This window comes from Streptomyces sp. NPDC094147, assembly GCF_044764265.1.
Lineage (GTDB): Bacteria > Actinomycetota > Actinomycetes > Streptomycetales > Streptomycetaceae > Streptomyces.
This window is the reverse complement of sequence record NZ_JBIWHT010000031.1, coordinates 1-24,201: the sequence shown is the minus strand read 5'-3', so window position 1 is coordinate 24,201 and position 24,201 is coordinate 1. Positions and strand designations below refer to the sequence as shown.

The following is a 24,201-nucleotide window of genomic DNA, read 5'->3' as shown; positions in this document are numbered from 1 at the left end:
AAATCTCCTCTATCGAGAATTTCGGAGAGACGGCTCGAAAAGCGACCCACAGAATGGCACCGTGGAGCGTCGAACGGGACTGTCCTGGTGTGCCGGGACCTTCGAGGCGCCGGCAGGCGATCAGGGAGCCGTACGGCGCTTCCGGGTCTCGCAAGGCCCGCAACTAAAGCCGTTCAGGGGCCCTGTCGACCGCGAAGGTCTCGTCCAGGGCCGTGTTGAACAGGGTGGTGACGTCCTGTTCCGTCAGGCCTTCCGCTCTCGCCTCGCGCATCCAGTCGCCGAGCCGGGACCGCAGCGGTGACTCGGGTGCGGTCTGCGGGGTGGCCAGGGAGCGGGTGATGAAGGTGCCCGCGCCCTGGCGCACCTCGACCAGACCGGACCGCTCCAGCTCCCGGTACGCCTTCAGCGTGGTGTTGGGGTTGACCTTCGTGTCGGCGGCGACCTGCGCCGCCGTGGGCAGCCGGTCTCCCTCGGTCAACGCCCCCATGCGCAGGGCCTGTTCGACCTGATGGACGATCTGGCGGTACGCGGGCACGCCGCTGCGTCGCTCTATGCGGAACACGACCACCGCACCCGCCTCCTTCCGTCTCTGCCCTGGTTGCTGCCGGGGGCGCCCCAGCGTATGCCGTTGTCCATCGTCGTACGGCTACAGCGGGTGGCGCCGGGTCCGCCACCAGACCAGCGCGATCAGGGCCGCGGTCCCCGCGAGCAGCAGGCCGGCCGCGGTCCACTGCAGGGTCGGCATCTGGTCGTAACCGAAGTAGTCCCAGACCGAGTTGACGATGCCGCGCTTGGCACGGCAGGCCTCGGGGGCGGAGTCGTTCACGCAGGTGCTCCACCCGTAGAGCTTGCCCGAGGCGGTGCCGACCCACTGGTCGACCTGGACCGCGTCGGTGAGGCCCGCCGGGTGCTCGCTGTCGAGCGGGAAGGCGATCCGGCGCGGGGTGCCGAGGTGGGGCCTGAGGTAGTCGGCGACGAGGAGGAAGGCGGCCGAGCCGAGGAACGTGAGGGTCATGGCGGTGACCGCGCGGCGGAGCAGCGCGCCGATGACGATGCCGAGGGACGTGGTGAACAACGTGAGCGTGGTCAGCACCGGGCCGGTGTTGTCGAAGACCCACCCGTCGAGCCAGTTGCTGGATGCGACGGGGCCGGCGGCCCGCCACCACCAGGTGAACAGCGCGCCCAGGATTCCGGTCGTCACCACGACGAGGGCCAGGGCGAAGCCCAGCTTCCACAGGAGCCAGCGCAGTCGGGGCACGGACTGGGTGGTGACCAGTTGGGCGGTGCCGTGTTCCTGGTCGGAGGAGGTGAGGGGGGCGCCGAGGAACACGCCGAACAGCATGGGCAGATAGGAGAGGTAGCCGGCGGCGTCGCTGAAGGTTCTGCTGAAGTGCTGGAGCATGGCGTGGTCGAGGACGTCGGTGGGCTTGCCGGGCCAGCCCGCGCTGTGCAGGGAGTCCAGCATGGCGCCGCGCTGGTAGACGATCCAGGCCGCGCCGAGTACGGTCGCCGCGGTGCAGGCGAGCAGCGCCGACCGGTGCTGACGCACCATCAGCCAGGCGAGTCCGCGCAGCCGCCGGGGCGCGGCGGTCTCCTGCTGGACGGGGGTGCTGGTGAGGGTGCTCATGCCACGTACTCCTCTCGGTGGTCGGGGCCCGCGGTGGGGGAGAGGAGCGCGGGGGCCTCGGGGTGACGGAGGTAGCCGAGCAGTACTTCCTCCATGCTGGGTTCGACCCGCTGCCAGTCCGGATCGATCGGCCCGTGGTGCCGCACCAGTGCGGTGAACTGCCGCCCGGCGGTGCGGACATCGATCACGGTGTGCGCGGACAGCGCGGCGGGCAGCCCCCCGTCCGTGGTCAGCCCGGTGACCAGGGTGTGCATCGGCACCAGCTCGTCCGTCTCGCCGGCCATGCGGACATGGCCGCCGGCCAGCACGAGGAGGTAGTCGCACATGTGCTCAAGGTCGCCGAGCACATGGGAGGACATCAGCACCGTGGTGCCCCGCTCGGCCACCTCCGACATGAGCAGCGAGCCCATCTCGTCGCGGGCGAGCGGGTCGAGGTCGGCCATCGGCTCGTCCAGGAGCAGCAGTTCGGGCCGCTTGCCGAAGGCGAGCGCGAAGGCGACGCGGGTGCGCTGGCCGCCCGAGAGTGTCCCCACCCGGGCGTCCAGCGGGACCTGTCCGGCCCGGACGATCCGCTCGGCCGCGGCCTGGTCCCACCCCGGGTTGAGTTCCTGGCCCAGGCGCAGGGTCTCGGCCACCGTGAACCGCTTGAACAGCGGCTTGTCCTGGCCGAGATAGGCGTAGCGCGGCATGGCGGCGGGCTCGTCGACCGGCACCCCGAAGATCCGCAACTCGCCGCGGGTCGGCTCGACGAGCCGGGTGGCGAGCCCCAGCAGGGTGCTCTTTCCGGCCCCGTTGGGCCCCACCAGACCGCAGACGCGACCGGCCGGAATCCGGAAGGAGCAGTCTTCGAGCGCCCACCCCCGCCGGTACTTCTTGCCCAGTCCCCGCGCCTCCAGGGCCCATTGCCCACCGGCCGCCGCCCCGGAAGTGGCCATATGTGGCATGCGCCCTCCCCTTCCCTGAATTCCACTAGTCAACTAGTGGAATCATGGTCTTCGCGGCGATGGCATGTCAAACGCCGTGGGCGTGGGGAGTGGGAGCGGGTGCGGTGCGCCAGGACCGCACCCGCCGGGTCGCGTCAGCGGTCCTTCGAGATGGCGAGCAGCTCCGCGAACAGCCCGCCGCCATGGGCGAGTTCGTCGTACGGGCCCTGCTCGATGATCCGGCCGCGCTCCATCACGACGATCCGGTCGGCGACCTTCGTGTTCTCCAGGTTGTGGGTGACCATGAGGGTGATCCGGTCGGCCGCGACGGCCCTGATCGCGTCGAACATGTCGCGCTCGCCCCGTACGTCCATCTGGGACGTCGGCTCGTCCATCACCAGCAGGGCAGGGCTCCGGTACAGGGCGCGCGAGCAGGCCACGCGCTGGAACTGGCCGCCGGACAGCTCCACGCCGCCGAAGAGCTCACGGGCCAGCAGGGTGTCCAGGCCGTGGCGCAGGTCCTGGACCGGGGTGCGCATGCCGACCGCGTCGAGGGCCTCCCACACGAGGGTGTCGTCCGGGGTGCGGGGCTGGCCGAGCGTCACGTTCTCGCGCACCCGCAGGGGCCACTGGGCGAAGTTCTGGGGCACCAGTCCGGTACGCGCCCAGACGCTGTGCGGGTCCGCATCGGCGAGGTCGGTCCCGTCCCAGGTGACCGCGCCCTTGTCGGGCAGGAGGATGCCCGTGACCAGGCGCATCAGGGTGGACTTGCCGCAGCCGTTCTCGCCGACGACGGCCACGATCTCGCCGCGTCGCAAGGTGAGCGAGACATGGTCGACCGCGGGAGTGTCCTTGCCCGGGTACTGGTGGACGACCTCGTCCAGCCGGATCTCGCGCACCCGCTCCGGAACCATCAACTCGCCGCGCCTGGGCGCTAGTTGATCCGCCAGGTCGAGGAAGGAGCGCATGTCGGCGAGGTAGAGGCTGGTGTGGAACATCGCCGCGCCGTAGATCACGAGCTGGGAGAGCGCGGCGAGGGAGGTCTGTACGGCGATGACCGCCGTCGCGGCGACGGCGAGCTCCACGCGTCCGGTGACGGCGAGCCAGGCGAGCGCGGCCCAGGTGCCGGCGAGGAAGACGCCCCCGATCGCCGAGCCGGCCAGGACGATGCGCAGCATCCGGGGCACGTCGCGCAGGGTGCGCCGGTCGATCCGCTCGGACAGGGCCCGGTACCAGTACAGGAGGTAGCCGGTCATCCCGTTCGCCCGGACCTCGTCGGTGTACTTCGCGGTGGTCGACCACCAGCGCATCATGTGGCGCACGGTGCGGTCACCGATGTTGGCGTAGTGCGTCTCGTAGGTGACGCGCGCGGACAGCACCGAGCCGACACCCGCGGGAACCACGGCCAGGACGATCAACGGCAGCATCAGCGGATGCAGGACGGACAGCACGCCGCTCGCGGTGACCATCCGGACCAGGGCGGACAGGAACCGCGTCGCGTCCTGCACCATCGTGTGCGTACGGACCACGCCCATCTCCGCCGCCTCCTGCCGGTCGCAGAACCCGTCACGCGCGTGCGCGGCGGCCTCGACCCGGCACACGGCCGCCACCAGAGCGGTGTCCGCCTCGGTGGTCAGCGGCGGGGTGATCCGTCCGTCCGCGTAGCCCGACAGCGCGGTGGCGACGCGGCCGGCAGCGCTCGCGGCGGCGACGACCAGCAGGAAGGGGAGGGCCGCGTGGAGCCGCTCCGAGGCCGCCCCGCCCCGCAGGACCGGCTGCATGGCCTGCGCGGTGAAGGCCAGCAGGACGGCGGCGGACGCACCGGTGAGCAGCTGGCAGAACAGGAGCAGGAGCACGGCCCCGCGGTCGGTGCTCCAAGCCATCCGGGCCGTGTGCCCGAGCACCGAGGGCAGCCGGGAGCACAGCTGCGCGAAGGAGGTCTCGCTGAGGGGGTTCTTGGCCTGGTTCCCCTCGTACGTGATCTCGGCCGGCGGGGGCGGCGGCAACGGGGCCGTGAGCTCGGGTTTCGTGGCCATCACGCGCCCCAGCCCATCGCGGTGTACGGGCGGTTGGCGGCGATGGCGGTGAGTGCGACGGCGGTGTAGTCGACGAGCGGGGCGGGCAGTGCCGCGTACGGATGCCAGGCCAGCGCGGTGCAGCGGTCGGGCTCGCAGATCCTCGGGGTGCCCCGGTGGGCGAGGACCCGGAAGAACAGCTGCATGCGCGGGGTGCTGTCGATCCCGTCGCGGTAGTGGAGTACGTGGACGAGGCGGAGATCCTGCGGATCGATCTCCACGCCGAGCTCTTCGCCGGACTCCCGCACGGCACACTCCACGGCCGACTCCGCCTCCAGATGTCCGGCCGGCAGATGCCATTCGTTGGGGGCGAACTCGGCCGAGGGCGACCGCTGTTGGAGGAGCACCTGGCCGACCTGTTCGAACACGAGGTGAACACCGATGATGTTGGGCTGGGTTCGCATGGGAGCGCCTCCGGTGGCATCCGTACGGACAGGTGCTCGGGAAACCGGCCGGGCCGGTCATGCGTAACGGTGACGTGGGGGCGAGTCATCGCTCGAACGTTCCAGGTCGGGCGAGGGGTCCGTGCTGCCGGGCCGCAGCGTCGTGATCTTGCGTTCGATCCACTCCTGGGGATGCGATCACTCGAACCGGTGATTGCTTTTGCGCCCGGAGTCCCCGGTCGGGGCAGCGGAGACGAACCGATCAGGAATCGAGAAGCGCGGTCATCGGGCCGGGGCTAGCGTTGACGGTCATGGACATCACAGTCGGCTCCGCGATGTGCCCACGACTTCAGGAGCGACCACGAGAGGACCGGTGACCGGCCCCCGCTCCCGCGTGGCCGGGGCGTAGCAGGACCAGACGTACTGCTCGAAGCCGTTCGGATCGAGCCAGGCGACACCGACGGGGACCACGAAGGCGGCCCCGTATCGACAGATGGAGACCCGAAGAGCATGGCCACGAAGAAGGACCCGCAGTCGCCTGCGCCGCACGTTGCCGACAGCCACGGCCTGATCCGTGTGCACGGCGCGCGCGTGAACAACCTCAAGGACGTCAGCGTAGAGATCCCCAAGCGCCGCCTCACGGTGTTCACCGGCGTCTCCGGCTCGGGCAAGAGCTCCCTGGTGTTCAGCACGATCGCCGCCGAGTCGCAGCGGATGATCAACGAGACGTACAGCGCCTTCGTGCAGGGCTTCATGCCGACGCTGGCGCGCCCCGAGGTCGACGTACTCGACGGGCTGACCACCGTGATCACCGTCGACCAGCAGCGGTTGGGTGCCGACCCCCGCTCCACGGTCGGCACCGTCACCGACGCCAACGCGATGCTGCGCATCCTCTTCAGCCGGCTCGGGAAGCCGCACATCGGCTCGCCCAAGGCCTTCTCCTTCAACGTCGCCTCGATCAGCGGAGCCGGCGCGGTCACCATGGAGCGCGGCGGACGGACCGTGAAGGAGCGCCGCAGCTTCAGCATCACCGGCGGCATGTGCCCGCGCTGCGAAGGCCGGGGCACGGTCACCGATCTGGATCTCACCCAGCTCTACGACGACTCCAAGTCGCTCTCCGAGGGCGCGATCACCGTCCCCGGCTACACAGGAGGCGGCTGGAACTCGCGGCTCTACAGCGAGTCGGGCTTCTTCGACCCGGACAAGCCGATCCGCAAGTACACCAAGAGGGAACTGCAGGACTTCCTGCACCGCGAGCCGACCAGGATGAAGATCGCGGGCATCAACATGACGTACGAGGGGCTGGTCCCGCGGATCCAGAAGTCGATGCTCGCCAAGGACCGGGAGGGCATGCAGCCGCACATCCGGGAGTTCGTGGACCGGGCGGTCACCTTCACCACCTGCCCCGAGTGCGACGGAACCCGGCTCAACGAGGGGGCCCGGTCCTCGAAGATCAAGAAGGTCGGCATCGCCGACGCCTGCGCGATGCAGATCAGCGACCTGGCCGAGTGGGTCCGCGGCCTCGACGAGCCGTCGGTGGCGCCGCTGCTCACCGCGCTCCAGCAGAGCCTCGACTCGTTCGTGGAGATCGGCCTCGGCTACCTCTCGCTCGACCGGCCCTCGGGCACGCTGTCGGGCGGCGAGGCGCAGCGCGTCAAGATGATCCGCCACCTCGGCTCCGCGCTCACCGATGTGACGTACGTCTTCGACGAGCCCACCATCGGCCTGCACCCCCATGACATCCAGCGGATGAACGGCCTGCTGCTGCGGCTGCGGGACAAGGGCAACACGGTGCTCGTCGTGGAGCACAAGCCGGAGACGATCGCGATCGCCGACCACATCGTCGACCTCGGTCCGGGTGCCGGTACGGCGGGCGGTGCGGTCTGCTTCGAGGGCACCGTCGAGGGGCTGCGGACCGGCGGCACCGTCACCGGCCGCCATTTCGATGACCGGGCCGCCGTCAAGGAGACGGTGCGCAAGTCCACCGGCACGCTGGAGATCCGCGGCGCGAGGACGCACAACCTGCGCGATGTCGATGTCGACATCCCGCTCGGGGTGCTGACCGTCGTCACGGGTGTCGCCGGTTCCGGCAAGAGCTCGCTCGTGCACGGCTCGGTCCCGCCCGGCGAAGGCGTGGTGTCGGTCGACCAGAGCTCCATCCGCGGCTCGCGGCGGAGCAACCCGGCGACGTACACCGGACTGCTCGACCCGATCCGCAAGGCGTTCGCGAAGGCCAACGGCGTGAAGCCGGCGCTGTTCAGCGCCAACTCCGAGGGCGCCTGCCCCACCTGCAACGGCGCCGGTGTCATCTACACCGACCTGGCGATGATGGCCGGGGTCGCCACCACCTGTGAGGAGTGCGAGGGCAAGCGGTTCGAGGCATCGGTCCTGGACTACCACCTCGGCGGCCGCGACATCAGCGAGGTGCTCGCGATGTCGGTGGCCGAGGCCGAGGAATTCTTCGGCGCCGGTGATGCGCGTACGCCGGCCGCTCACAAGATCCTTGAGCGGCTCGCCGACGTCGGGCTCGGCTACCTCACCCTGGGCCAGCCGCTCACCACGCTGTCCGGCGGCGAGCGGCAGCGGCTCAAGCTGGCCACTCACATGGCAGAGAAAGGCGGCGTCTACATCCTCGACGAGCCGACCGCCGGCCTCCACCTCGCCGACGTCGAGCATCTGCTCGGCCTGCTCGACCGGCTTGTCGACTCCGGTAAGTCGGTCATCGTGGTCGAGCACCACCAGGCGGTCATGGCGCACGCCGACTGGATCATCGACCTGGGCCCCGGCGCCGGTCACGACGGCGGCCGGATCGTCTTCGAGGGCACCCCCGCCGACCTCGTCGCCACCCGCCCCACCCTCACCGGCGAACACCTCGCGGCCTATGTCGGCTCCTGATGTGCCGTTGCGGGCCCAGGAGTTGACCACGTAGACACACCTGTTGCTGGGGGTCACACCCCGGTGCGGCCGTCGATGCGTTCGCGGAGCAGGTCCGCATGGCCTATGTGCCGGGCGTACTCGGCGATCAGGTCCACCATGATCCTGCGCAGTGAGATCGGCTCGCCGGTCCGCTTGCGGATCCCGGTCGCATCCAGCGACACCGCGGCGGCCGTGATCTGCCGGGAGCGCTCGCACTCGGCCCGCCAGACGGCGAAGGCCTCTTCGACGTCCCCGTCCAGTCTTTCGAAGTCCTGGTCGGGGTCGTCTTCGGAGTAGTGGAGCAGAGGGACGTCCTCGCCCGCGAACTGGATGCGGAACCACCAGCGTTCGACCCCGGCCAGGTGCCGTGCCAGGCCGTGCAGGGACAGCGCCGACGGCGGCACCGCCCGTTCGGACAGCCGCTCCGGCGGCAGGCCGGCGCACTTGAGCTCGAAGGTCGCCCGGTGCCAGTCCAGGACCGTACTCAGCGTCTCCCGCTCGCTGCCCACGGCGGGCGGATCGGGTCGGGTGCCGCTGTTCCACCGGGGTGAGTAGTGCTTGGGGGCAGGTGTGCCGGTCATCAACTCCCCTTCTGGTCGAGGACGTACATCGAGGCGTCGAGGACGTGCATCGGCCTCGCACCGAGTCTGGCAGGCACCACTGACAGCGGAGCTGCGCACAGGGTCCGACCTGGTCGTAGGCGTTCAGTGCGCGCATGACTGGCCGGCCGCGCAGGAAGCCGGCTCTCCTCATCAGGCCCTCTGGAATCGATCATCTAGGCTGGCGCGGTGACTGATGAGCAGGAGCGGGCGCAGCCGTCGGGAGTGTGGGCCACGGCGGTGGGGGTGGCCAGGGTGCGGGCGCTGGAGACCGAGCGGGAGAACGCGCTGTTCCGCGACCCACTGGCACACGCCTTCGCCACCGCCGGCGGCCTGTGGCCCTCCTCGCCGCCGCTGCCCGATGACGAGGCCGCGCGACGCCGCCGGCTGGCCGTGTCGTTCTCCATCGTCATCAGGACGAAGTTCCTCGACGACCTGTTGCAGCAGGCCTCCGCGTCCGGGGTCCGGCAGGTCGTGCTGCTCGGCGCTGGCATGGACAGCCGGGCCTTCCGGATGGACTGGCCCGAGGGGACCCGGCTGTTCGAGGTCGACACCGCCGCGCCACTGGACTTCAAGGCTTCGGTGCTGCGCCAGGAGCGGGCCGTCGCACGCTGCGAGCGGATCACCGTCGCGGTGGATCTGCGGGAGGACTGGCCAGGCGCGCTCGCCGCCGCAGGGCACGACCCGGCGGTGCCGACCGTGTGGATCGCCGAAGGACTGCTGATCTATCTGCCCGAGGAGGCGGTGGAGCTACTGCTGGCCCGGATCAGCACGCAGTCGGCGGCAGGCAGCCGGATGGGGCTGACATTGGGCTCGCGCGGCGTGATCGAGCGCTTCGGCGCGGACGCCGCGCAGGGATCGGCGGCGTCCATGTGGATCTCGGAGATGCCCGACGACCCGGTGGGCTGGCTGGCCGGGCACGGCTGGGAGGCCGACAGCCACACCCTGCGCGAGCGCGCCGCCGCCTACGGCCGCCCGATCAGCACCCCGCCGCAGAACGAGGAGGGGCCCGGCGGACTGATCTCGGCGGTCCGCCGGTAGAGCGCCTCCCGGTTCCCCAGGTGATCGATTCCCAGGGGGGGCGGAGTGGCCGGTCGGTCAGGGCGGTCACGATTTCTTCGGGGCGGATTCGTGGCAGCGGGTGTTCAGGGCATGTCGAGCGGGTGGCCGACGACGCTGGCGATGTCCGGGTGCCGGACGGTGCGGACCCGGTCGAGGGGGCCCATCCGGTCTCCATGTCCACGGGGCGCGGCACTTACGGGGCGCCATCCGCAGACGGCTTCGGCACGGGAGAGGCTGCTGGCCGGCGCGTGACCCCGGCGGGGGCGGCAAGTGCCCTTACTGGCACGGGAGTTGGTGGGTCGGCTGGCCGGAGAGCAGGCCGGAGATCCTGACCACAATCGTGATCATCAACCTTGCAGGACCTCGGCCCGGCCACAAGAATGCGGGCATGACGGGCGAACTCAGGCCAGCTGACAACTCTTCCGGGCAGGGCGCGACGCCCGAGCTGCGGGCATCCGACCGGGACCGGGACAGGGTCGTGGAGATCCTGCAGATCGCGGCGGGCGACGGCCGGATCACCGTGGCCGAACTGGACGAGCGCCTGGATGCCGCACTGGCCGCCCGCACCATCGGCGACCTGGCGGCGCTGACCGCCGACCTGCCCTTGGAAGGGATGCCCCCGCAAGCCAAGGATCTGGTCCGGATCGACCAGCGTTTCGGCGATGTCTCGCGCGTCGGCCGCTGGCTGGTTCCGCGCCGCATGGAGATCCGGATGACGTTCGGTGACGCGAAGCTCGACTTCACCGATGCGGTGATCACCCACAACTCCCTTCACATCGACGTCGATCTGCGCCTCGGCGGAAACCTGATCCTGGTGACCAGGCCGGGCATCGTGGTCGACACCGACGAACTGGTGCGCAGCAGCGGCGACATCAAGATCCGGCCGGTCTCCGGCCCGGACACTCCCATCGCCCTGCGCGTGCACGTGGCCGGACAGTCCCTCGGCGGCGACATCATCGTCCGCCCGCCACGGCGGGGCTTCTCGGACTGGGTACACCGCCGCCCACCCAGAAGCATCGGCCGCTGAGCACGGGCCTCCCGTGCGGGGCGGCGCTCAGCGCACTGGCTCCTTCCGCCCTTGTGGTGGGCGACGCGCCCTTGGCAGGGTGCTGCCGTGATCCTTCCCTTCACCCGCGATGGTGAGACCGGCAGTGTGCGGGTGACCCTTGAACAGGTCGATGAGCCGTCGACGGTCGGCAAGCACCCGCAGTCGCGCGGATTTCCGTGCTGCACGGCTGCCGTTGACTGTCCCGGCAGGGGGTACCGAGCCCTGTTCGGCTGGGTCCAGCTGGTCCGGTCCACCGACAACTCCTCCGGTGGTGTCGACTTCGACATGGACCCCTTCATCCTGTTCGAGGACGCGCCGTCCCCCTACGCCTTCTTCGGTATCAGCCCCACCTTGTTCGACGCCCCGTCACGAGCCGAACGCAAACCCATGGCCTGGCTCGCGCACAGCTTCCTGGCCTGGACACCGCTGGACCAGGCCCAGCGGCACGTCCTGCCGCTGGCCGGTTTCTCCTGGGGGTTCGACATCGATGGAACCGGCCACATCGCTCTCCGGCCCGCGAAGGCGCTGACAGACGCCGACTGGGGCGGACACCTGCCGTACATGGGCGCGCGCTACCCGGCCTGGAGCTTCGGCCGTACGTCCTGGTAGGTGCGCCCGCCCGCCTCAGGCGTCCAGGCGCCGTGTCCCGAGCTGGCTGGTGATGGCCGGGTCGCGGTGGTCGAAGAACAGTGACGTTCCGGTGTCCAGGGTGGTGATGGAGGCCATCTGGTCGGCGGTGAGCTCGAAGTCGAAGACGTCGATGTTCTCCGCCATGCGCTCGGCGCGGACCGACTTGGGGATCGCGACGATGTCGCGCTGGGTCAGCCAGCGGAGCACGACCTGTGCCACGGACTTGCCGCGCTTCTCGGCGATCTCGCTCAGCAGCGGATGAGTGAAGAGGTTGTTGCGGCCTTCGGTGAAGCCGCCCCAGGACTGGATCTGGACTCCGTACTCGCGCATGACCTCCTGATCGGCGGTGCGCTGGAAGAACGGGTGGGTCTCGATCTGGTTGACCGCGGGCGTGACGTCGTTGTTGACGATGAGGTCGACGAGCCGGTCGGGGTAGAAGTTGGCGACGCCGATCGCCTTGACGCGGCCCGCGCGGTGGAGGTCCTCCATGGCGTGCCACCAGTTTCTAGCGAGGGAGTGCCGCCCTTCAGGGCGGTAGGGAATCGCTTCTCAGGGTTGCTCTGACCTCAACTGTGTGCACGGGTCTGCGCTGTCGGCCTCGGCCGGGTCAGAGTGGTCGGTTCTGGTTCTCGATGTACCGGCGGACGGTCGATAGCGGGGCCCCTCCGGCCGATCCGGCGAAGTAGGACCCGGCCCAGAGCTTATTGGCCCGCCAGTAGTGCTGCACGAGGTCGGGGAACTCCTGGCGGAGTCTGCGGGAGGAGACTCCCTTGAGGGAGTTGACCAGTTTGGAGACGGCGACCTTGGGCGGGAAGTTGACCAGGAGGTGAACGTGATTGGCCTCGCCGTTGAACTCGGTCAGCTCGGTCTCGAAGTCCGCGCACACGTCCCGCATGATCTCCTCCATGCGCCGCAGGTGTGCGTCGGTGAACACATTGTGCCGGTACTTGGTCACGAAAACCAAGTGTGCGTGCATGAGGAATGTGCAGTGTCTACCAGTGCGGATGTTCACGTACTCGGCCATAACCCAATGGTAGTACGGTGATCGTATGCAGCTTCGGTACCAGTACCGCGTCTACCTGACGCCTGGTCAGGCTCTTTGGGCCCGCCGGGTGTTCGGGTGCCGACGTGTGGTCTGGAACGATGCCCTGGCGATCGTCAAGCCGCGCAAGGCATCGAACAAGCTGCTCGGCAACCCCAAGTCCAGGACCGCCGAAGGCCCGTACCAGCAGATCCCGAAGAACCAGGACCTGTCCAAGACGCTGATCACCGCCGGGAAGAAGACACCCGAGCGGGTATTCCTGACAGATGCGCCGGTCGGCGTCCTCCAGCAGACCCTCCGGGACTTCGACAGGGCATGGGCAGCACACGAGGACTCCAAGACCGGCAAGCGCAAGGGGCCCAGGGTCGCGCCACCCCGGTTCAAGTCCCGCAAGGATCATCGGCAGACCGCCCGGTTCACCCGCTCCGACCGCTGGTCCATCACCGAGACCGGCAAGCTCCGCCTGCCGAAGATCGGCGACCTTGAGGTCACGTGGAGCCGGGATCTGCCGTCCGGCCCGTCGTCGGTGACGCTGATCAAGGACCGGTCCGACCGGTATTTCGTCTCCTTCGTCGTCGAGTCCGACCCGGCCGCGGACATCCTTGCGCCCACCGACGGGGACCAGGGCATCGACCTGGGCCTGACCCGCTTCGCGGTCCTCGCCGACGGCTCGCACATCGCCTCACCGAAATACCTGCGCCGGGCGGAGAAGAAGCTGAAGAAGCGACAGCGGGAGCTGTCGCGCAAGAAGAAGGGGTCGAACAACCGGGACAAGGCCCGGACCAAGGTCGCCCGCGCACACGCAGCCGTCGCCGATGCGCGCCGTAACTTCCACCACCAGTGGTCTCACAAGCTGACGAGTGAAAACCAAGCCGTCTTCACCGAGACCCTGAACGTGCGTGGACTGGCGCGAACCCGGCTGGCCAAGAGCGTCCACGATGCGGGCTGGGCACAGTTCGTCATGTTCTGCGAGTACAAGGGGGTCCGGCGCGGCCGGTCGTTCGCCAAGGTCGCCCGGGACTTCCCCTCCTCGCAGGTATGTTCCGCCTGCGGCTTCCGCGACGGCCCCAAGCCGCTCCACGTCCGCACCTGGGCCTGCCCGAATTGCGACACCCGGCACGACCGGGACTGGAACGCCGGAAAGAATGTCCGCTATGAAGGCCGCCGCATCATCGCGACGGCAGAACCATCCACCCCCGGACCGGGGGCCCCGGCGCGGTAACGCGCCGGGTAAACGCCTGCGGAGCGCGCGTAAGACCCGGCAGGAGCCAGGCAGCGCGCACAACCCCGACACCCGTCGGGAGGAACCAGGAAACACCGTGGTCCCCGGCCGCTCACGCGAGCCGGAGACGGACGGAGAATCCCCGTGCTTCAGCGCGGGGAGGCGAGGTCAATGGCCGTACACGTCGGCGTACGGCTGATGCATCAGGTACAGGTCGAGGTGGTCCAGACCCAGCTTGTCCAGCGACGTCTCGAAGGCGCGCCGGGTGTTCTCCTGCGCGGGCGCGTCCTGGATCCACAGCTTGGTGGTGACGAACAGCTCCTCGCGCGGGATGCCGCTGTTCTTGATCGCGCGACCGACGGCCTCCTCGTTCTGATAGGCGGCCGCCGTATCGAGCAGGCGGTACCCGGCCGCGAGGGCGTCGGTGACGGCCTGCTCGGTCTGCTCCGGCGGGATCTGGTACACGCCGAAGCCGAGGATCGGCATCTCGACGCCGTTGTTCAGGGTGACGTTCTGCATGGGGGTGGTCCTTCTGTGCGGGATGACGTGGTGAGTACCGGGGGAGCGGGGGAGGCCGGCGTTTGATGGGGCGCATCAGCTATCTCCGATGCGTCACCTTCCGGCGGGTTCCACTCTGGCTCGATCGCCCTGCGACCGCGCGCCGTGGGCGCACCCGTGCAGCCGGTCCGGTTGGTGTCCGGCGGCGACGAACCCCCTGACCCCGGTGCTGGTTTCGGCCAATGCGGGGCTGACGGGATGTTGGGCGTGCGTTGGGGGCTGGTGAAATACTTCCGCGGGGGCTGCAAGCCCGCCGGGGGTCGGCGTCGTAACTGCGTGAGAGGCACGGCACCGGGTGGCCCCGCCCCCGCACCAGCCCGCCTCCCCCGAAAGGCCCGGATGCACGCCAACGAGCAGGCCCAGACCACCGACGGCAAGCGGTCCGGCCGCGCGCCCGCCAGAACCCAGGCCCCCGGCGGCGTGCCCGCGCAGCTGCGCGCCCTCCAGGCGAGCGCGGGCAACGCGGCCGTCCTGCAGATGCTCCGGCAGGCCGGCCACTCCTGGGCGGCCCAGGAACAGCACCAGCACGGCGCCGGCTGCGGCCACCAGCAGACCGAACAGCCCGCCGTGCAGCGGTCGTCCGCCGTCCATGACGTCCTGCGCACCAGCGGCAGGCCCCTGGACGCGGCGACCCGTACGGACATGGAGGGCCGCCTCGGGGCCGACTTCTCCGACGTCCGCATCCACAGCGACAGCGCGGCCAAGGCCTCCGCCGCCGAGGTCGGCGCCCGCGCCTACACCTCCGGCCATCACGTCGTCATAGGTGACGGGGGAGCGGACAAGCACACCCTCGCCCATGAGCTGACGCATGTGATCCAGCAGCGCCAAGGGCCCGTGTCGGGTACGGACAACGGGTCGGGGCTCAACGTCTCCGACCCGTCCGACCGTTTCGAGCGCGAGGCCGAGGCCAACGCCACGCGTGTCATGCGGTCGGCGGCTCCCACCACGAGCGCGCATTCCGGTGACGCGGCCGTGCAGCGCGCGCTCCCGCAGCCAGCGGGATCGGAAGAAGGCGTCGCGGTACAGCGCGCCTTCACGGGCAAGCCGTACGTGAATTACGGGCCGATCCACCCGACTCATGACGCCGGGACGCTCATGCACGCCGAAGTCCACCCGGGGAAGACGGGCGGCGGGTCGAAGCCGAGCACCCGCCCCAACTGGTGGCCGGACGCCGGTTCCGCCGCCTCCCAGGCAACCAAGACCTGGTTCTCCAACTACATGGTTCAGGGGCATCTGCTGAACCACAACATCGGCGGTCCGGGCGATGACATGAAAAACCTGACACCGCTGGTGAAGTCGGCCAACAGTACCCACTCCAAGAAGGTCGAACAGGACATCAAGGGGTACGTGGACAAGAACTATGTGGTCGAGTACGAGGTTCGGGTAGATTACTCCAATTCGCCGTCGGCGAGCGATCTCAAGGCTCCGGCGGGAATTCAGAACGAGATCGACACGGATTATGCCCACCACCTGGCTCATGCCATCGAGGTGGAGTACTCCGTCTACGATCTGACGGGTAACGAGCGGGACGTGCAGGCCCTGGACAACAAGAACCAGTCCTGGTGGATCGGTAACGACGCCCTGTAAGGCGGACCGGCATCGCAACTCGATCTCACGAATTAGGAGTGCTGAATGCAGGGCATCCGGTCGCGCATCTTGCGGATGATCGAAGAGATTGACCAGAATCCCGACCTCGAACTGATCGACTCCGAGGTGGCGGCACCGGCGTCCGAAGCCGACCTCGCACAGGCGCGCCGCCTGGCGCACGGAGAGCTGCCCGCAGGTCTCGCGGACTTCTACCAGGAGGTGGGCTCCCTTCGCCTGGAGTGGCGGCACACGGTGGCCGACCTTCGCAAGGGAGACCTCTCCGACCAGGGATTCATCAACATCCTGCCGGTCACGAAGGTATTCGGAGACTGGGAGGGGATCACCTATTTCCCGGGGCAGAACGAGGATTTCAGGGCAGTGAAGCCCTTTGACATGTTCGTCCCGGAGGCGTGCGCGGCGTTCCTTCAGAAGCCGGGCGGGGAGCCGGGTGACACCGTCTCCTATCACTATTTCGGCGAAGAGCTCTGTGACACTCGATTCACCTTCGCCGAATATGTGGAGCGGCTGCTCGCCGCACGCGGCTACTGGTACTGGCTGCAAACGCTCTGCCCCGGAGCCGAGGAAACGTCAGAAGTGGTGGCGTTCCGCGCGAAAATGCCCCGGCTGTTCCGCGACTACGACGATTCCCTTTTCCACCCCCGATCGGGCGGCTGAGCCCGCAGCCGTCCCGTACGCAGGCCGGAAAAGCGTTTGACGCCCTCCGGGGCGCGGCGGTCGGATGGCGGGCCATGAGCACAGCACAGACGCAGCCCGGTCCGCGCCCCATCGACGACGACCTCGTACGGCGGCTGATCGCCGGGCAGTTCCCGCGGTGGGCCGGGCTCGCGGTGGAGCGGTTTGCCTCCGGGGGCACGGTCAATGCCGTGTACCGGCTGGGCGACGGCATGGTCGTACGGCTGCCGCTGATGGAGGGCGGAGCCGACGACGTATCGATGGAGCGGGAGTGGCTGCCCCGTCTCGCGCCCCGGCTGCCGACGGCCATCCCCGAGGTGCTCGGGGCCGGGCAGCCCGCCGAGGGGTACCCGTGGCCGTGGTCGGTGTACGGGTGGCTGGCGGGGGAGCACCCCGAGGCGGGCGCGCTGGCCGAGCCCGTACCGCTGGCCGAGGACCTGGCCGCGTTCGTGGCGGCGATGCGGAGCGTCACCCTGCCCAGGGCGCCGAAGGCCTACCGCGGTGGGCCACTCGCCTCGCTCGACGCGTCGACCCGGGCGGCGATCGCGGAACTGCGCCGGATCCCGCAGGAGGGCATCGACTGCGATGCGGCGGCTGCCGTATGGGAGGACGCGCTGCGGTCCCCGGGCCGGGAGGGGGCGCCGGTGTGGCTGCACGCCGATCTGATGCCGGGCAATCTGCTGGTGGACGGCGGCAGGCTGATCTCGGTGATCGATTTCGGGTGCATGGGGGTGGGCGATCCGGCCTGCGACCTGTTCCCGGCGTGGAACCTGCTGCCGCCCGCCGCGAGGGAGGTCTTCCGTGACGCACTCGGCGTGGACGACGCGACCTGGAAACGCGGCCGGGCACGGACACTCTCCCAGGCCCTGATCGCCCTGCCCTACCACCGGACGAGGAACCCCGCGATGGCACACAACGCCCGGCATGTGATCCGGGCCGTGCTTGAAGAGGACTCCGGGCCACCGGCCCCGTAGCCTCCTCGGCCCCCTTGTCCAGCCCCTGTCCGCGTCTGTCCAAACCCTGTGCGCTTCAGGCCGCGCGGTCGTGGTGGATGCGGAGCAACCGGGTGTTCTGGACGGCCAGTTCGTCGCGTTCCTGGGTCGGGGTCAGGCGGATTCCGACGTGGTAGTCCTGGACCAGCATCGAGCCCAGGAAGCTCGCGCCGATGGTGACGGCCACCCCGGCGGCCGCGAGTGCGAGGCCCAAGGTGGCGCTCTTCGCGGGCCCGTCCCAGTGCGACGCGTACATGCCCAGAGTGATGGCGAACAGGGCCAGTGCGGCGACGTTCAGCCCCGCGTGGGCCAGTCCCACGGTCTTGGCGCCGGACGTGCGGGGGATGCCGAACGCCCAGTCGACGAAGCCCGGCAGTGCGGCGAGCAGTGCCCCGCCGACACCGGCGATGTTCAGGGCGATGGCGAAGTTCAGCCAGAACTGCTGCCCGTTCGCCGCGTACACGGCGAAGCCCACCAGCGCGCCGATGTAGCCGACCACCGGATAGGCGACCAGCATGGGGTGGACCGGGTGGCCCGCGATCGTGACTCTGCTGTACATGACGTTCGCCTCCGCGTACGCGAAACCCCTCCGTTCCAGCGTCCTCCCGTTCGCCCCGCGCGGCCGGCGACGGTCCTGCCGGGGCCCTCAGGTCCTGCTTCGCGGCGAGGCGACCTCGGCGATGAGCAGGGCGACGTCGTCATGGCCCTGCGGCGCGGGCAGCGCGGCCAGGAGCCGGTCGCAGGTCGCCTCCAGGGGCAGGCGGTGGTGGGTGAGCACGTCGAGCAGCGCGCGCAGGCGGTCGTCGATGGGCTGGTCACGGGTCTCGACGAGGCCGTCGGTGTACAGGACGAGCCGGTCCCCGGGCGCGCACTCGACATTGGTGGCCTCGAAGGGGACGCCGCCGACGCCGAGCGGCGCCCCGGTGGGCAGCCGAAGGAACCGCGGGGTGCGCCCCGGCCGGTCCCAGATGGGGGGCAGATGGCCCGCGAGAGCGATGCGGCAGCGCGTTCGGTGCGGGTCGTAGACGGCGTACACGCAGGTGGCGGTGGTCTCGTCCAGCTCGGAGGTGATGCGGTCGAGGTGGCGCAGCACATCGGCGGGGTCGAGGTCGAGGCCGGCCAGGGTACGGGCCGCGGTGCGCAGCTGGCCCATGGTCGCGGCGGCGTTGATGCCGTGGCCCATGACGTCCCCGACGACCAGCGCGGTCTTGTCACCTGCGACGGGTATGGCGTCGAACCAGTCGCCGCCGGCCTCGCCGATGGCGGCCGCGGGCTGGTAGCGGTACGCGACGTCGAGACCGACGGGCTGGGGCGGCTGGCGTGGCAGGAGGTGGCGCTGGAGAGCGAGGGCGGCTTGGCGCTGCTGCTGGTACCAGCGGGCGTTGTCGATGCAGACGGCGGCCCGGGTGGCGAGTTCGAGCGCCAGGACCACGTCGTCGTGCGTGAAGGGCTGCGGATTGCGGGCACGCTTGAGGTCGAGGGCGCCCAGTACTTCGCCGCGCGCGATCAGCGGGACCGCGAGGTAGGAGTGCAGGCCCGCGCGCTCCAGGAGGGCGGCGCCCTGTTCGTCGCGGGCGATGTTGACCAGGTCCCCGCTGCCGACATGGCTCACCAGGACCGGCCGGGCGGTGGTGACACACCGGGTGACCAGGCGTTCCGCGGTGTACTTGGCGATCTTGCCCGGCGGGTCGGCCGCCTGGAGGGCCTCGGTGGGGTAGGCGGTCGCGACGGCCAGGGCGCGGATGGACACGGGCCCCGACCGGGGCGCTTCGGGGACGCTGCGGCCGTCCAGGATGGAGTCCAGGAGGTCGACGGCGGCGATGTCGGCGAGGTCGGTCACCACGAGGTCCGCCAGTTCGTGCGCGGTGCGGTTCAGGTCGAGGGTGGTGCCGATGCACACCGAGGCGCGCGCGATGAGGTCCAGGCGCCTGCGGGCCTCGGCGGCCTCGTTCGCCGCGTGGAACTGTTCGCTGACATCCACGATCGAGATCGCGACACCGAGGATCCGGCCAGCCCTGTCCTCCAGGCGGTAGTACGACACGTTCCAGGCACGGTCGGTCGCCGGATCGCCGGGTATCCGGCCGATCGCCGTCTGGTCGAGCAGCGGCACACCGGTCTCCAGGACCCGGCGCATCGCGGACTCGATCTGCTCGGAGTCCAGGAACGGCAGGGCGACCCGGACCGTGCGGCCCATGTGCTCGGCGGCGGGAACCCCGTTGATGCGGGCCAGCGCCGGGTTGACCAGCACGTACCGCAGGTCGGTGTCGAGCACCGCGAGGCCGATGGGCGACTGCGACACCAGGCGCACCGACAGCGCCAGATCGCGTTCCACGGCGCGCAGCGTGGGCTCGTCGGTGGCGATGCCCAGGGCGTACAGGCCGCCGTGCTCGTCCTGCAGCCGCATGTTGCGGAACTCCACCATCCGCGTACGGCCGTCCTTGTGCCGGACCGGGAAGACGCCCGCCCACGGTTCGCCGCCGCTCATCACCCGGCCGAACAGCTCCAGGACGAGCGGGCGGTACTCCTCGGCGACCAGGATCTTCACGGCGGAATGGCCGAGCGCCTCCCGCGAGCTCCAGCCGAACAGTTCCTCGGCCTGCGGGCTCCACAGGGCGATCCGCCCGGCCTCGTCCAGTACGACGGCGGCGACGCCCAGCAGGTCCAGCAGACCGCCCCGCGCCGACGGGGCGACGCGCGGAGGGCCGGGCCGCTCCCCGAAGATCTCGGATGCGTTCATGGTCGGCCCCTTCTCAAGGCTCTGACTCCGCCCGCTACCTCATCCCTGTCTCAGCCCGGTGCCTCCTGCCTCAGCGGTCTTCACCATCTTCTCCCCGCGCGCGGAGATCGGCAGACCAGGAAGCCCCCCTCTCGGCCGTCGCCGAGATGCCGCAGGGCGCGACCTGTACGAGGGTGGGTACGCGGCACGCCGCTGACCGTCCAGAGCGAGGAGCCCGTGAACGATGGAAGCAAGCGTGGGCCGAAGCGAAGAGGTCCTTGGGCCGGGCGCACAGGCTGCCGTCCCGGAGACCACCGAGTCACGCGTGGCCGTGCGGGTCAACGGCGTGTCCCGTGTGGTCGAGGTGGACCACCGCACCACCCTCCTGGACTTCCTGCGCGAGAGCCTCGGCCTGAGCGGCTCGAAGAAGGGCTGCGACCACGGGGAGTGCGGCGCGTGCACGGTGCTCCTTGAGGGCCGGCGGGTCAACAGCTGCCTGCTGCTGGCCGTCGCGCAGGAGGGGTACGAGATCGTCACAGTGGAGGGCCTCGCCGACGCGGCGGGTGCGGACGGCGATCTGCATCCCCTTGCGCGCGCCTTCCTCGACCGGGACGCGTTCCGGTGCGGCGACTGCACACCCGGCCAGCTCTGTTCGGCCGTGGGGATGCTGGAGGAGGCCAAGTCCGGCCAGCCGTCCGTCGTCACCGACATGCGGCTCCCGACGGACGCGCCGGTGAAGCTCACCACCGAAGAGATCCGGGAACGGCTCAGCGGCAACCTGTGCCACTGCGGGGCGTACTCGAACATCGTCAACGCCGTACAGGACGTGATCGCATGAAGCCGGTCGCCTATGTCCGTGCCCGGAGCGTGGCGGAGGCCGCCGCCGCCCACGCCGGGCGACCGGAGGCCCGCTACCTCGGCGGCGGCACCAACCTGGTCGATCTGATGAAGCTCGGCGTGGAGCGTCCCGACGTGCTCATCGACATCACCCGGCTGCCGCTGGACCGGATCGAGGAGCCGAGTGACGGTTCGGTGCGGATCGGCGCGACCGTACGCAACAGCGATCTCGCCGCGCATCCGGCGGTCCGGAAGCGGTATCCGGTTCTGTCGCAGGCGGTGCTCAGCGGCGCGTCGGGCCAGCTCAGGAACGTGGCGACCACTGCGGGAAACCTCCTCCAGCGCACCCGCTGCGGCTACTTCCAGGATCTGTCCAGGCCCTGCAACAAGCGGGTGCCGGGGAGCGGGTGCGGAGCGCTCGACGGTGTCAACCGCGACCACGCGGTATTCGGCCACTCACCCCACTGCGTGGCAACCCACCCCTCCGACCTGGCCGTGGCGCTCGCGGCGCTCGACGCCGTGGTCGAACTGGCCGGCCCCACAGGGCTCCGGACCGTCCCCGTCACCGAATTCCACCGGCTGCCGCAGGACAGGCCCGAGCTGGACACCGTGATCAGCCCCGGCGAGCTGATCACGGGAGTGCTGCTGCCGCCCCTGCCCGACGGGACCGTCTCGCGCTACCGCAAGACGCGCGACCGGGCGTCGTACGCCGCCTTCGCGCTGGCCTCTGTCGCCGCCGTGGTGTACATGCGGCGCGGCGCCGTCCAGCACATCGCCGTCGCCTTCGGCGGCCTCGCCCACCGGCCGTGGCGCGCCCGTGCCACGGAGGCCGCGCTGCTCGGCACCGCGCCCGATGCCGCGGCCGTCGAGCAGGCGGTCGAGGCCGAACTCGCCGCCGCCGTCCCGCTGCGGCACAACGCCTACAAGGTGGAGCTCGCCCGCGACCTCGCCCAAGAAGTGCTCGGCTCGCTGACCGTCCGGCCCTGAGCGGAGAGCGGTCATGGCCCCGACCACGGGCGCACCCGTCGAGCGCCGGGAGGGCCGGGCGAAGGTGACCGGCGCCGCCCGGTACTGCGCACCTCCCGGCGGCGCCCACGCCTGGGTGGTGCCCGCCACCACAGCCGCCCTCGCGCGGCCCGGGGCACTCGCCGTCCGCACCCCGGATTCCGCGGTGCCGCGGGACTTTCCGTATCCGCCCGATGACGCACGAGCAGCCCGGGAGCAAGGGCGCATGGCCGTCCGGTTTGCCGGGTATTGGCCTGTCACGGAAGTGAGTCCCGTGCCTCAGGGAGCTGCCTGATGTCCACCGACGCGATCGTGATGCTGAGGGAAGGCCACAAGGAGATCAGGCAGCTGATCAGGTCCTACCGGGTCGAGCGGAATCCCGGGGTGGTGGCGCAGTTCCTGCGCGCATTGACCGTGTACACGTACATCGAGCAGGAGGGCATGTACCCGCGCGTATCCGTCCTGGCCCCGGAGACCGAGCTGGCCATCCTGGACTTCCGGGAGGAACACCACATCGCCGAGGTGCTGGCCGCCGAGCTGCACGACATGCGCCCCGAAGAGGTCGCCTTCGACGCCAAGGCCCGCCTCCTGATGGACATCGTCGAACGGCACATGGACACCGAGGAGCACATGTGGTTCCCGCACGTCCGAGCCGCCGTCGGCCGCAAGGAGCTGCAGGAGATCGGCGCCTGGATGACCAAGCTCGCCGAGCGGGCCCCCCAGTGGCCGCACCGCCCCGCACAGCAGAAGGTGTGGGACACCGTGGCCGCCTGAGGGCCCTCGCTCACGGCTGGAAGGACAGCGAGTCCGGTCTCCCCCGGGAAAGGGCGGGCCGACGCGGCTCGCCGAGCAGCACGGTCAGGATGCCTCTGACCTGGGGAGTCGCGCCAAGCCTTCCAGGGCGAACGGCCCCGAAGGTGCGAAGACGATCTCCGAGAACCGTTCGGCGATGCGGTGGTGGCCGCCGACGGTGGGGTGGAGGCCGTCGCGGAGATCGCGGATGTCATCGCTTCCGAGCAGTTCGCGGCCGTCGAGGTAGTGGAGGTTCCGATCGTGGGCGGCGCGAGCGGTCACGATGCGAGCCAGCTCAGAACGGATGACATTGAGCGTGAGCGCCCCACGTGGGACGTCGGCGGGGTCGCCGAGCGCGGTGAAGTGCCCGGCAGGGGTGCGGCCGGTGGGACCGGGAGTGTCCTCGACCGGCGGACAGAACACCGGGGACACGACGAGCAGGGGCGTGTCCGGGTGGCCGTCACGAACGGTGTCGAGAAACCCGTTCACCGCCGGTCCGAAGGTACGCCGCCGGAACGAGGCGCCGGTCACGACGTTGAGGCCCAGCTTGAGGCTGATGAGATCGGCCGGAGCATCGCGGACGGCACGGGCCACGAACGGATCGAGGAGGCAGTTGCCGGCCAGCGAGAGGTTGGTGAGCTCGACGTCCCCCAGCCCCGCGGCGATGACCGGCCAGGTGTCGGCGGGGGAGTCGGCCTCGGGGAAATGGCTGACGGAACTGCCGTGGTGCAGCCAGCGGCGGCCGGTGGCGCGCGGCGGCATCGCCGCGGCGTCCGCCCACAGGCCGACCACCTCCGTACGGCACTGCTGCGGCAGCCAGAGCTCGATGTCCTTCTCGCCCGGCGGCAGTTGACCGAAGCGCACTCGACAGGACGAGCCCGACCCCGCCAGGGTGCCCCGCCCGCCCGACACACGCAGTACGTTGCCCGTGCGGAGCAGCTCCCTGTGGTTCAACTCCCCGTCGACAACCAGCTCCAGAGCACCGTACGCCGCCGGCTCCGCCGCACCCTCGTACTGCGTGACGGTGGTGAGCACCTCGACTTCCAGCACCGTCGCACCCGTCCGGAACGCCAGCCGGACCCCCGACGAAAGAGCGGCCACTCGCTCGACGGCCTCGTCCGGGAACTGCGCCCGCGCCGCCGCGGGCAGCCGCCAGGGCAGCACCCCGGCCTCGGTCAACTCCACATCCAGCGCCCCCCGGAACCGCACCGGCCCGCCCACCAACGGAATCCCACACAGCCGGCCGGTCACACCCGTTCCCCCTACCACTGTGTCAACGACAAAAATCCGAAGCACCGCCCCTGGAGCTAGGAGTTACTGACCCTTTCGGGTTCATGTCGGGTGTGGCGTGAGGACCAGCCCGGTTTCGGTGAGGCAGCCGTCGATGAGTTCGGGGTGCTGCTGGATATGAGCGAGGCCGCGGCGGAGGGTGCGCTCGAGGTGGTCGGGATCGGTGAAGGCGGTGTTGGCCAGCGGTCCTCGCCGCAGCAGCGA

21 protein-coding genes and 2 pseudogenes are annotated in these 24,201 nt (G+C 70.1%); 11 read left to right on the top strand and 12 right to left on the bottom strand.

The window, feature by feature from the left end; all coding sequences use genetic code 11:
* Positions 1 to 163 precede the first annotated feature (163 nt).
* The 5 genes from ACIQ8J_RS30335 to ACIQ8J_RS30315 all read right to left on the bottom strand — a co-directional run bounded on the left by ACIQ8J_RS30335 (position 164) and on the right by ACIQ8J_RS30315 (position 5,029).
* Complete coding sequence (locus tag ACIQ8J_RS30335) at positions 164 to 568, bottom strand: GntR family transcriptional regulator (RefSeq protein WP_403276022.1); 405 nt, start codon at positions 566 to 568, stop codon at positions 164 to 166.
* A gap of 78 nt (positions 569 to 646) precedes the next feature.
* Positions 647 to 1,627, bottom strand: a complete 981-nt coding sequence (locus ACIQ8J_RS30330; protein ID WP_403276021.1) for an ABC transporter permease — start codon at positions 1,625 to 1,627, stop codon at positions 647 to 649.
* On the bottom strand, positions 1,624 to 2,571 hold the full coding sequence (locus tag ACIQ8J_RS30325) for an ABC transporter ATP-binding protein (protein ID WP_403276020.1): 948 nt from the start codon (positions 2,569 to 2,571) through the stop codon (positions 1,624 to 1,626). The genes ACIQ8J_RS30330 and ACIQ8J_RS30325 overlap by 4 nt, the downstream gene beginning before the upstream one ends.
* Positions 2,572 to 2,705: 134 nt before the next feature.
* Complete coding sequence (locus ACIQ8J_RS30320; RefSeq protein ID WP_403276019.1) at positions 2,706 to 4,586, bottom strand: ATP-binding cassette domain-containing protein; 1,881 nt, start codon at positions 4,584 to 4,586, stop codon at positions 2,706 to 2,708.
* On the bottom strand, positions 4,586 to 5,029 hold the full coding sequence (locus ACIQ8J_RS30315) for an NUDIX domain-containing protein (RefSeq protein WP_403276018.1): 444 nt from the start codon (positions 5,027 to 5,029) through the stop codon (positions 4,586 to 4,588). Before ACIQ8J_RS30315 ends, ACIQ8J_RS30320 begins: the two co-directional genes overlap by 1 nt.
* Before the next feature lie 489 nt (positions 5,030 to 5,518).
* On the opposite strand from ACIQ8J_RS30315, the gene ACIQ8J_RS30310 reads away from it, so the two are divergent.
* Positions 5,519 to 7,903 carry an ATP-binding cassette domain-containing protein gene (locus ACIQ8J_RS30310; RefSeq protein ID WP_403276017.1) on the top strand — a complete coding sequence of 795 codons (2,385 nt, stop codon included), beginning with the start codon at positions 5,519 to 5,521 and terminating at the stop codon, positions 7,901 to 7,903.
* Between the two features lie 53 nt (positions 7,904 to 7,956).
* Here the strand turns inward: ACIQ8J_RS30310 and ACIQ8J_RS30305 are convergent, their stop codons facing one another.
* Complete coding sequence (locus ACIQ8J_RS30305) at positions 7,957 to 8,505, bottom strand: DinB family protein (protein ID WP_403276015.1); 549 nt, start codon at positions 8,503 to 8,505, stop codon at positions 7,957 to 7,959.
* A gap of 243 nt (positions 8,506 to 8,748) precedes the next feature.
* Here ACIQ8J_RS30305 and ACIQ8J_RS30300 point away from each other — a divergent pair, with 243 nt between their 5' ends.
* The 3 genes from ACIQ8J_RS30300 (at position 8,749) to ACIQ8J_RS30290 (ending at position 11,242) form a co-directional block, all read left to right on the top strand.
* Positions 8,749 to 9,564, top strand: coding sequence for a class I SAM-dependent methyltransferase (locus tag ACIQ8J_RS30300; RefSeq protein ID WP_403276071.1), 816 nt, complete (start codon positions 8,749 to 8,751; stop codon positions 9,562 to 9,564).
* A gap of 409 nt (positions 9,565 to 9,973) precedes the next feature.
* The gene (locus ACIQ8J_RS30295) at positions 9,974 to 10,612 is read left to right on the top strand and encodes a DUF1707 domain-containing protein (RefSeq protein WP_403276014.1); all 639 of its coding nucleotides are present in this window, start codon (positions 9,974 to 9,976) and stop codon (positions 10,610 to 10,612) included.
* Between the two features lie 87 nt (positions 10,613 to 10,699).
* The gene (locus ACIQ8J_RS30290; protein WP_403276013.1) at positions 10,700 to 11,242 is read left to right on the top strand and encodes a hypothetical protein; all 543 of its coding nucleotides are present in this window, start codon (positions 10,700 to 10,702) and stop codon (positions 11,240 to 11,242) included.
* 15 nt (positions 11,243 to 11,257) lie between these two features.
* Here the strand turns inward: ACIQ8J_RS30290 and ACIQ8J_RS30285 are convergent.
* Positions 11,258 to 11,761, bottom strand: a pseudogene (locus ACIQ8J_RS30285) (aldo/keto reductase); the annotation flags it as partial.
* Between the two features lie 109 nt (positions 11,762 to 11,870).
* Positions 11,871 to 12,287 (bottom strand): IS200/IS605 family transposase, encoded by a 417-nt coding sequence (tnpA, locus tag ACIQ8J_RS30280; RefSeq protein WP_403276012.1) that lies wholly within the window; start codon positions 12,285 to 12,287, stop codon positions 11,871 to 11,873.
* A gap of 25 nt (positions 12,288 to 12,312) precedes the next feature.
* On the opposite strand from tnpA, the gene ACIQ8J_RS30275 reads away from it, so the two are divergent.
* Positions 12,313 to 13,527: an RNA-guided endonuclease InsQ/TnpB family protein gene (locus tag ACIQ8J_RS30275; RefSeq protein WP_403276011.1), complete on the top strand. Its 1,215-nt coding sequence runs from the start codon at positions 12,313 to 12,315 to the stop codon at positions 13,525 to 13,527.
* 174 nt (positions 13,528 to 13,701) lie between these two features.
* Here the strand turns inward: ACIQ8J_RS30275 and ACIQ8J_RS30270 are convergent.
* Positions 13,702 to 14,046 (bottom strand): annotated as a pseudogene (locus tag ACIQ8J_RS30270) (aldo/keto reductase); the annotation flags it as partial.
* 378 nt (positions 14,047 to 14,424) lie between these two features.
* On the opposite strand from ACIQ8J_RS30270, the gene ACIQ8J_RS30265 reads away from it, so the two are divergent.
* The 3 genes from ACIQ8J_RS30265 to ACIQ8J_RS30255 all read left to right on the top strand — a co-directional run bounded on the left by ACIQ8J_RS30265 (position 14,425) and on the right by ACIQ8J_RS30255 (position 17,339).
* Complete coding sequence (locus ACIQ8J_RS30265) at positions 14,425 to 15,672, top strand: DUF4157 domain-containing protein (RefSeq protein ID WP_403276009.1); 1,248 nt, start codon at positions 14,425 to 14,427, stop codon at positions 15,670 to 15,672.
* A 45-nt stretch (positions 15,673 to 15,717) separates the two neighbouring features.
* A complete protein-coding gene (locus tag ACIQ8J_RS30260) occupies positions 15,718 to 16,347 on the top strand; it encodes a hypothetical protein (RefSeq protein WP_403276007.1) in 630 nt (209 codons plus the stop codon).
* A gap of 74 nt (positions 16,348 to 16,421) precedes the next feature.
* A complete protein-coding gene (locus ACIQ8J_RS30255; protein WP_403276006.1) occupies positions 16,422 to 17,339 on the top strand; it encodes an aminoglycoside phosphotransferase family protein in 918 nt (305 codons plus the stop codon).
* Between the two features lie 55 nt (positions 17,340 to 17,394).
* On the opposite strand, the gene ACIQ8J_RS30250 is transcribed toward ACIQ8J_RS30255, so the two are convergent.
* Positions 17,395 to 17,916, bottom strand: coding sequence for a DUF2231 domain-containing protein (locus ACIQ8J_RS30250; protein WP_403276005.1), 522 nt, complete (start codon positions 17,914 to 17,916; stop codon positions 17,395 to 17,397).
* A gap of 87 nt (positions 17,917 to 18,003) precedes the next feature.
* Positions 18,004 to 20,094, bottom strand: a complete 2,091-nt coding sequence (locus ACIQ8J_RS30245; RefSeq protein WP_403276003.1) for a SpoIIE family protein phosphatase — start codon at positions 20,092 to 20,094, stop codon at positions 18,004 to 18,006.
* A 235-nt stretch (positions 20,095 to 20,329) separates the two neighbouring features.
* Between ACIQ8J_RS30245 and ACIQ8J_RS30240 the strand changes: the two genes are divergently transcribed.
* The 3 genes from ACIQ8J_RS30240 to ACIQ8J_RS30230 all read left to right on the top strand — a co-directional run bounded on the left by ACIQ8J_RS30240 (position 20,330) and on the right by ACIQ8J_RS30230 (position 22,689).
* A complete protein-coding gene (locus tag ACIQ8J_RS30240) occupies positions 20,330 to 20,911 on the top strand; it encodes a 2Fe-2S iron-sulfur cluster-binding protein (RefSeq protein ID WP_403276002.1) in 582 nt (193 codons plus the stop codon).
* Complete coding sequence (locus tag ACIQ8J_RS30235) at positions 20,908 to 21,897, top strand: FAD binding domain-containing protein (protein WP_403276000.1); 990 nt, start codon at positions 20,908 to 20,910, stop codon at positions 21,895 to 21,897. The genes ACIQ8J_RS30240 and ACIQ8J_RS30235 overlap by 4 nt, the downstream gene beginning before the upstream one ends.
* A 312-nt stretch (positions 21,898 to 22,209) precedes the next feature.
* Positions 22,210 to 22,689 (top strand): hemerythrin domain-containing protein, encoded by a 480-nt coding sequence (locus ACIQ8J_RS30230; RefSeq protein ID WP_403275998.1) that lies wholly within the window; start codon positions 22,210 to 22,212, stop codon positions 22,687 to 22,689.
* Between the two features lie 84 nt (positions 22,690 to 22,773).
* Here ACIQ8J_RS30230 and ACIQ8J_RS30225 read toward each other — a convergent pair whose 3' ends face one another.
* Entirely contained in the window at positions 22,774 to 23,928 is a 1,155-nt protein-coding gene (locus tag ACIQ8J_RS30225) for a lipase (protein WP_403275997.1), read from the bottom strand.
* Between the last annotated feature and the right edge of the window lie 273 nt (positions 23,929 to 24,201).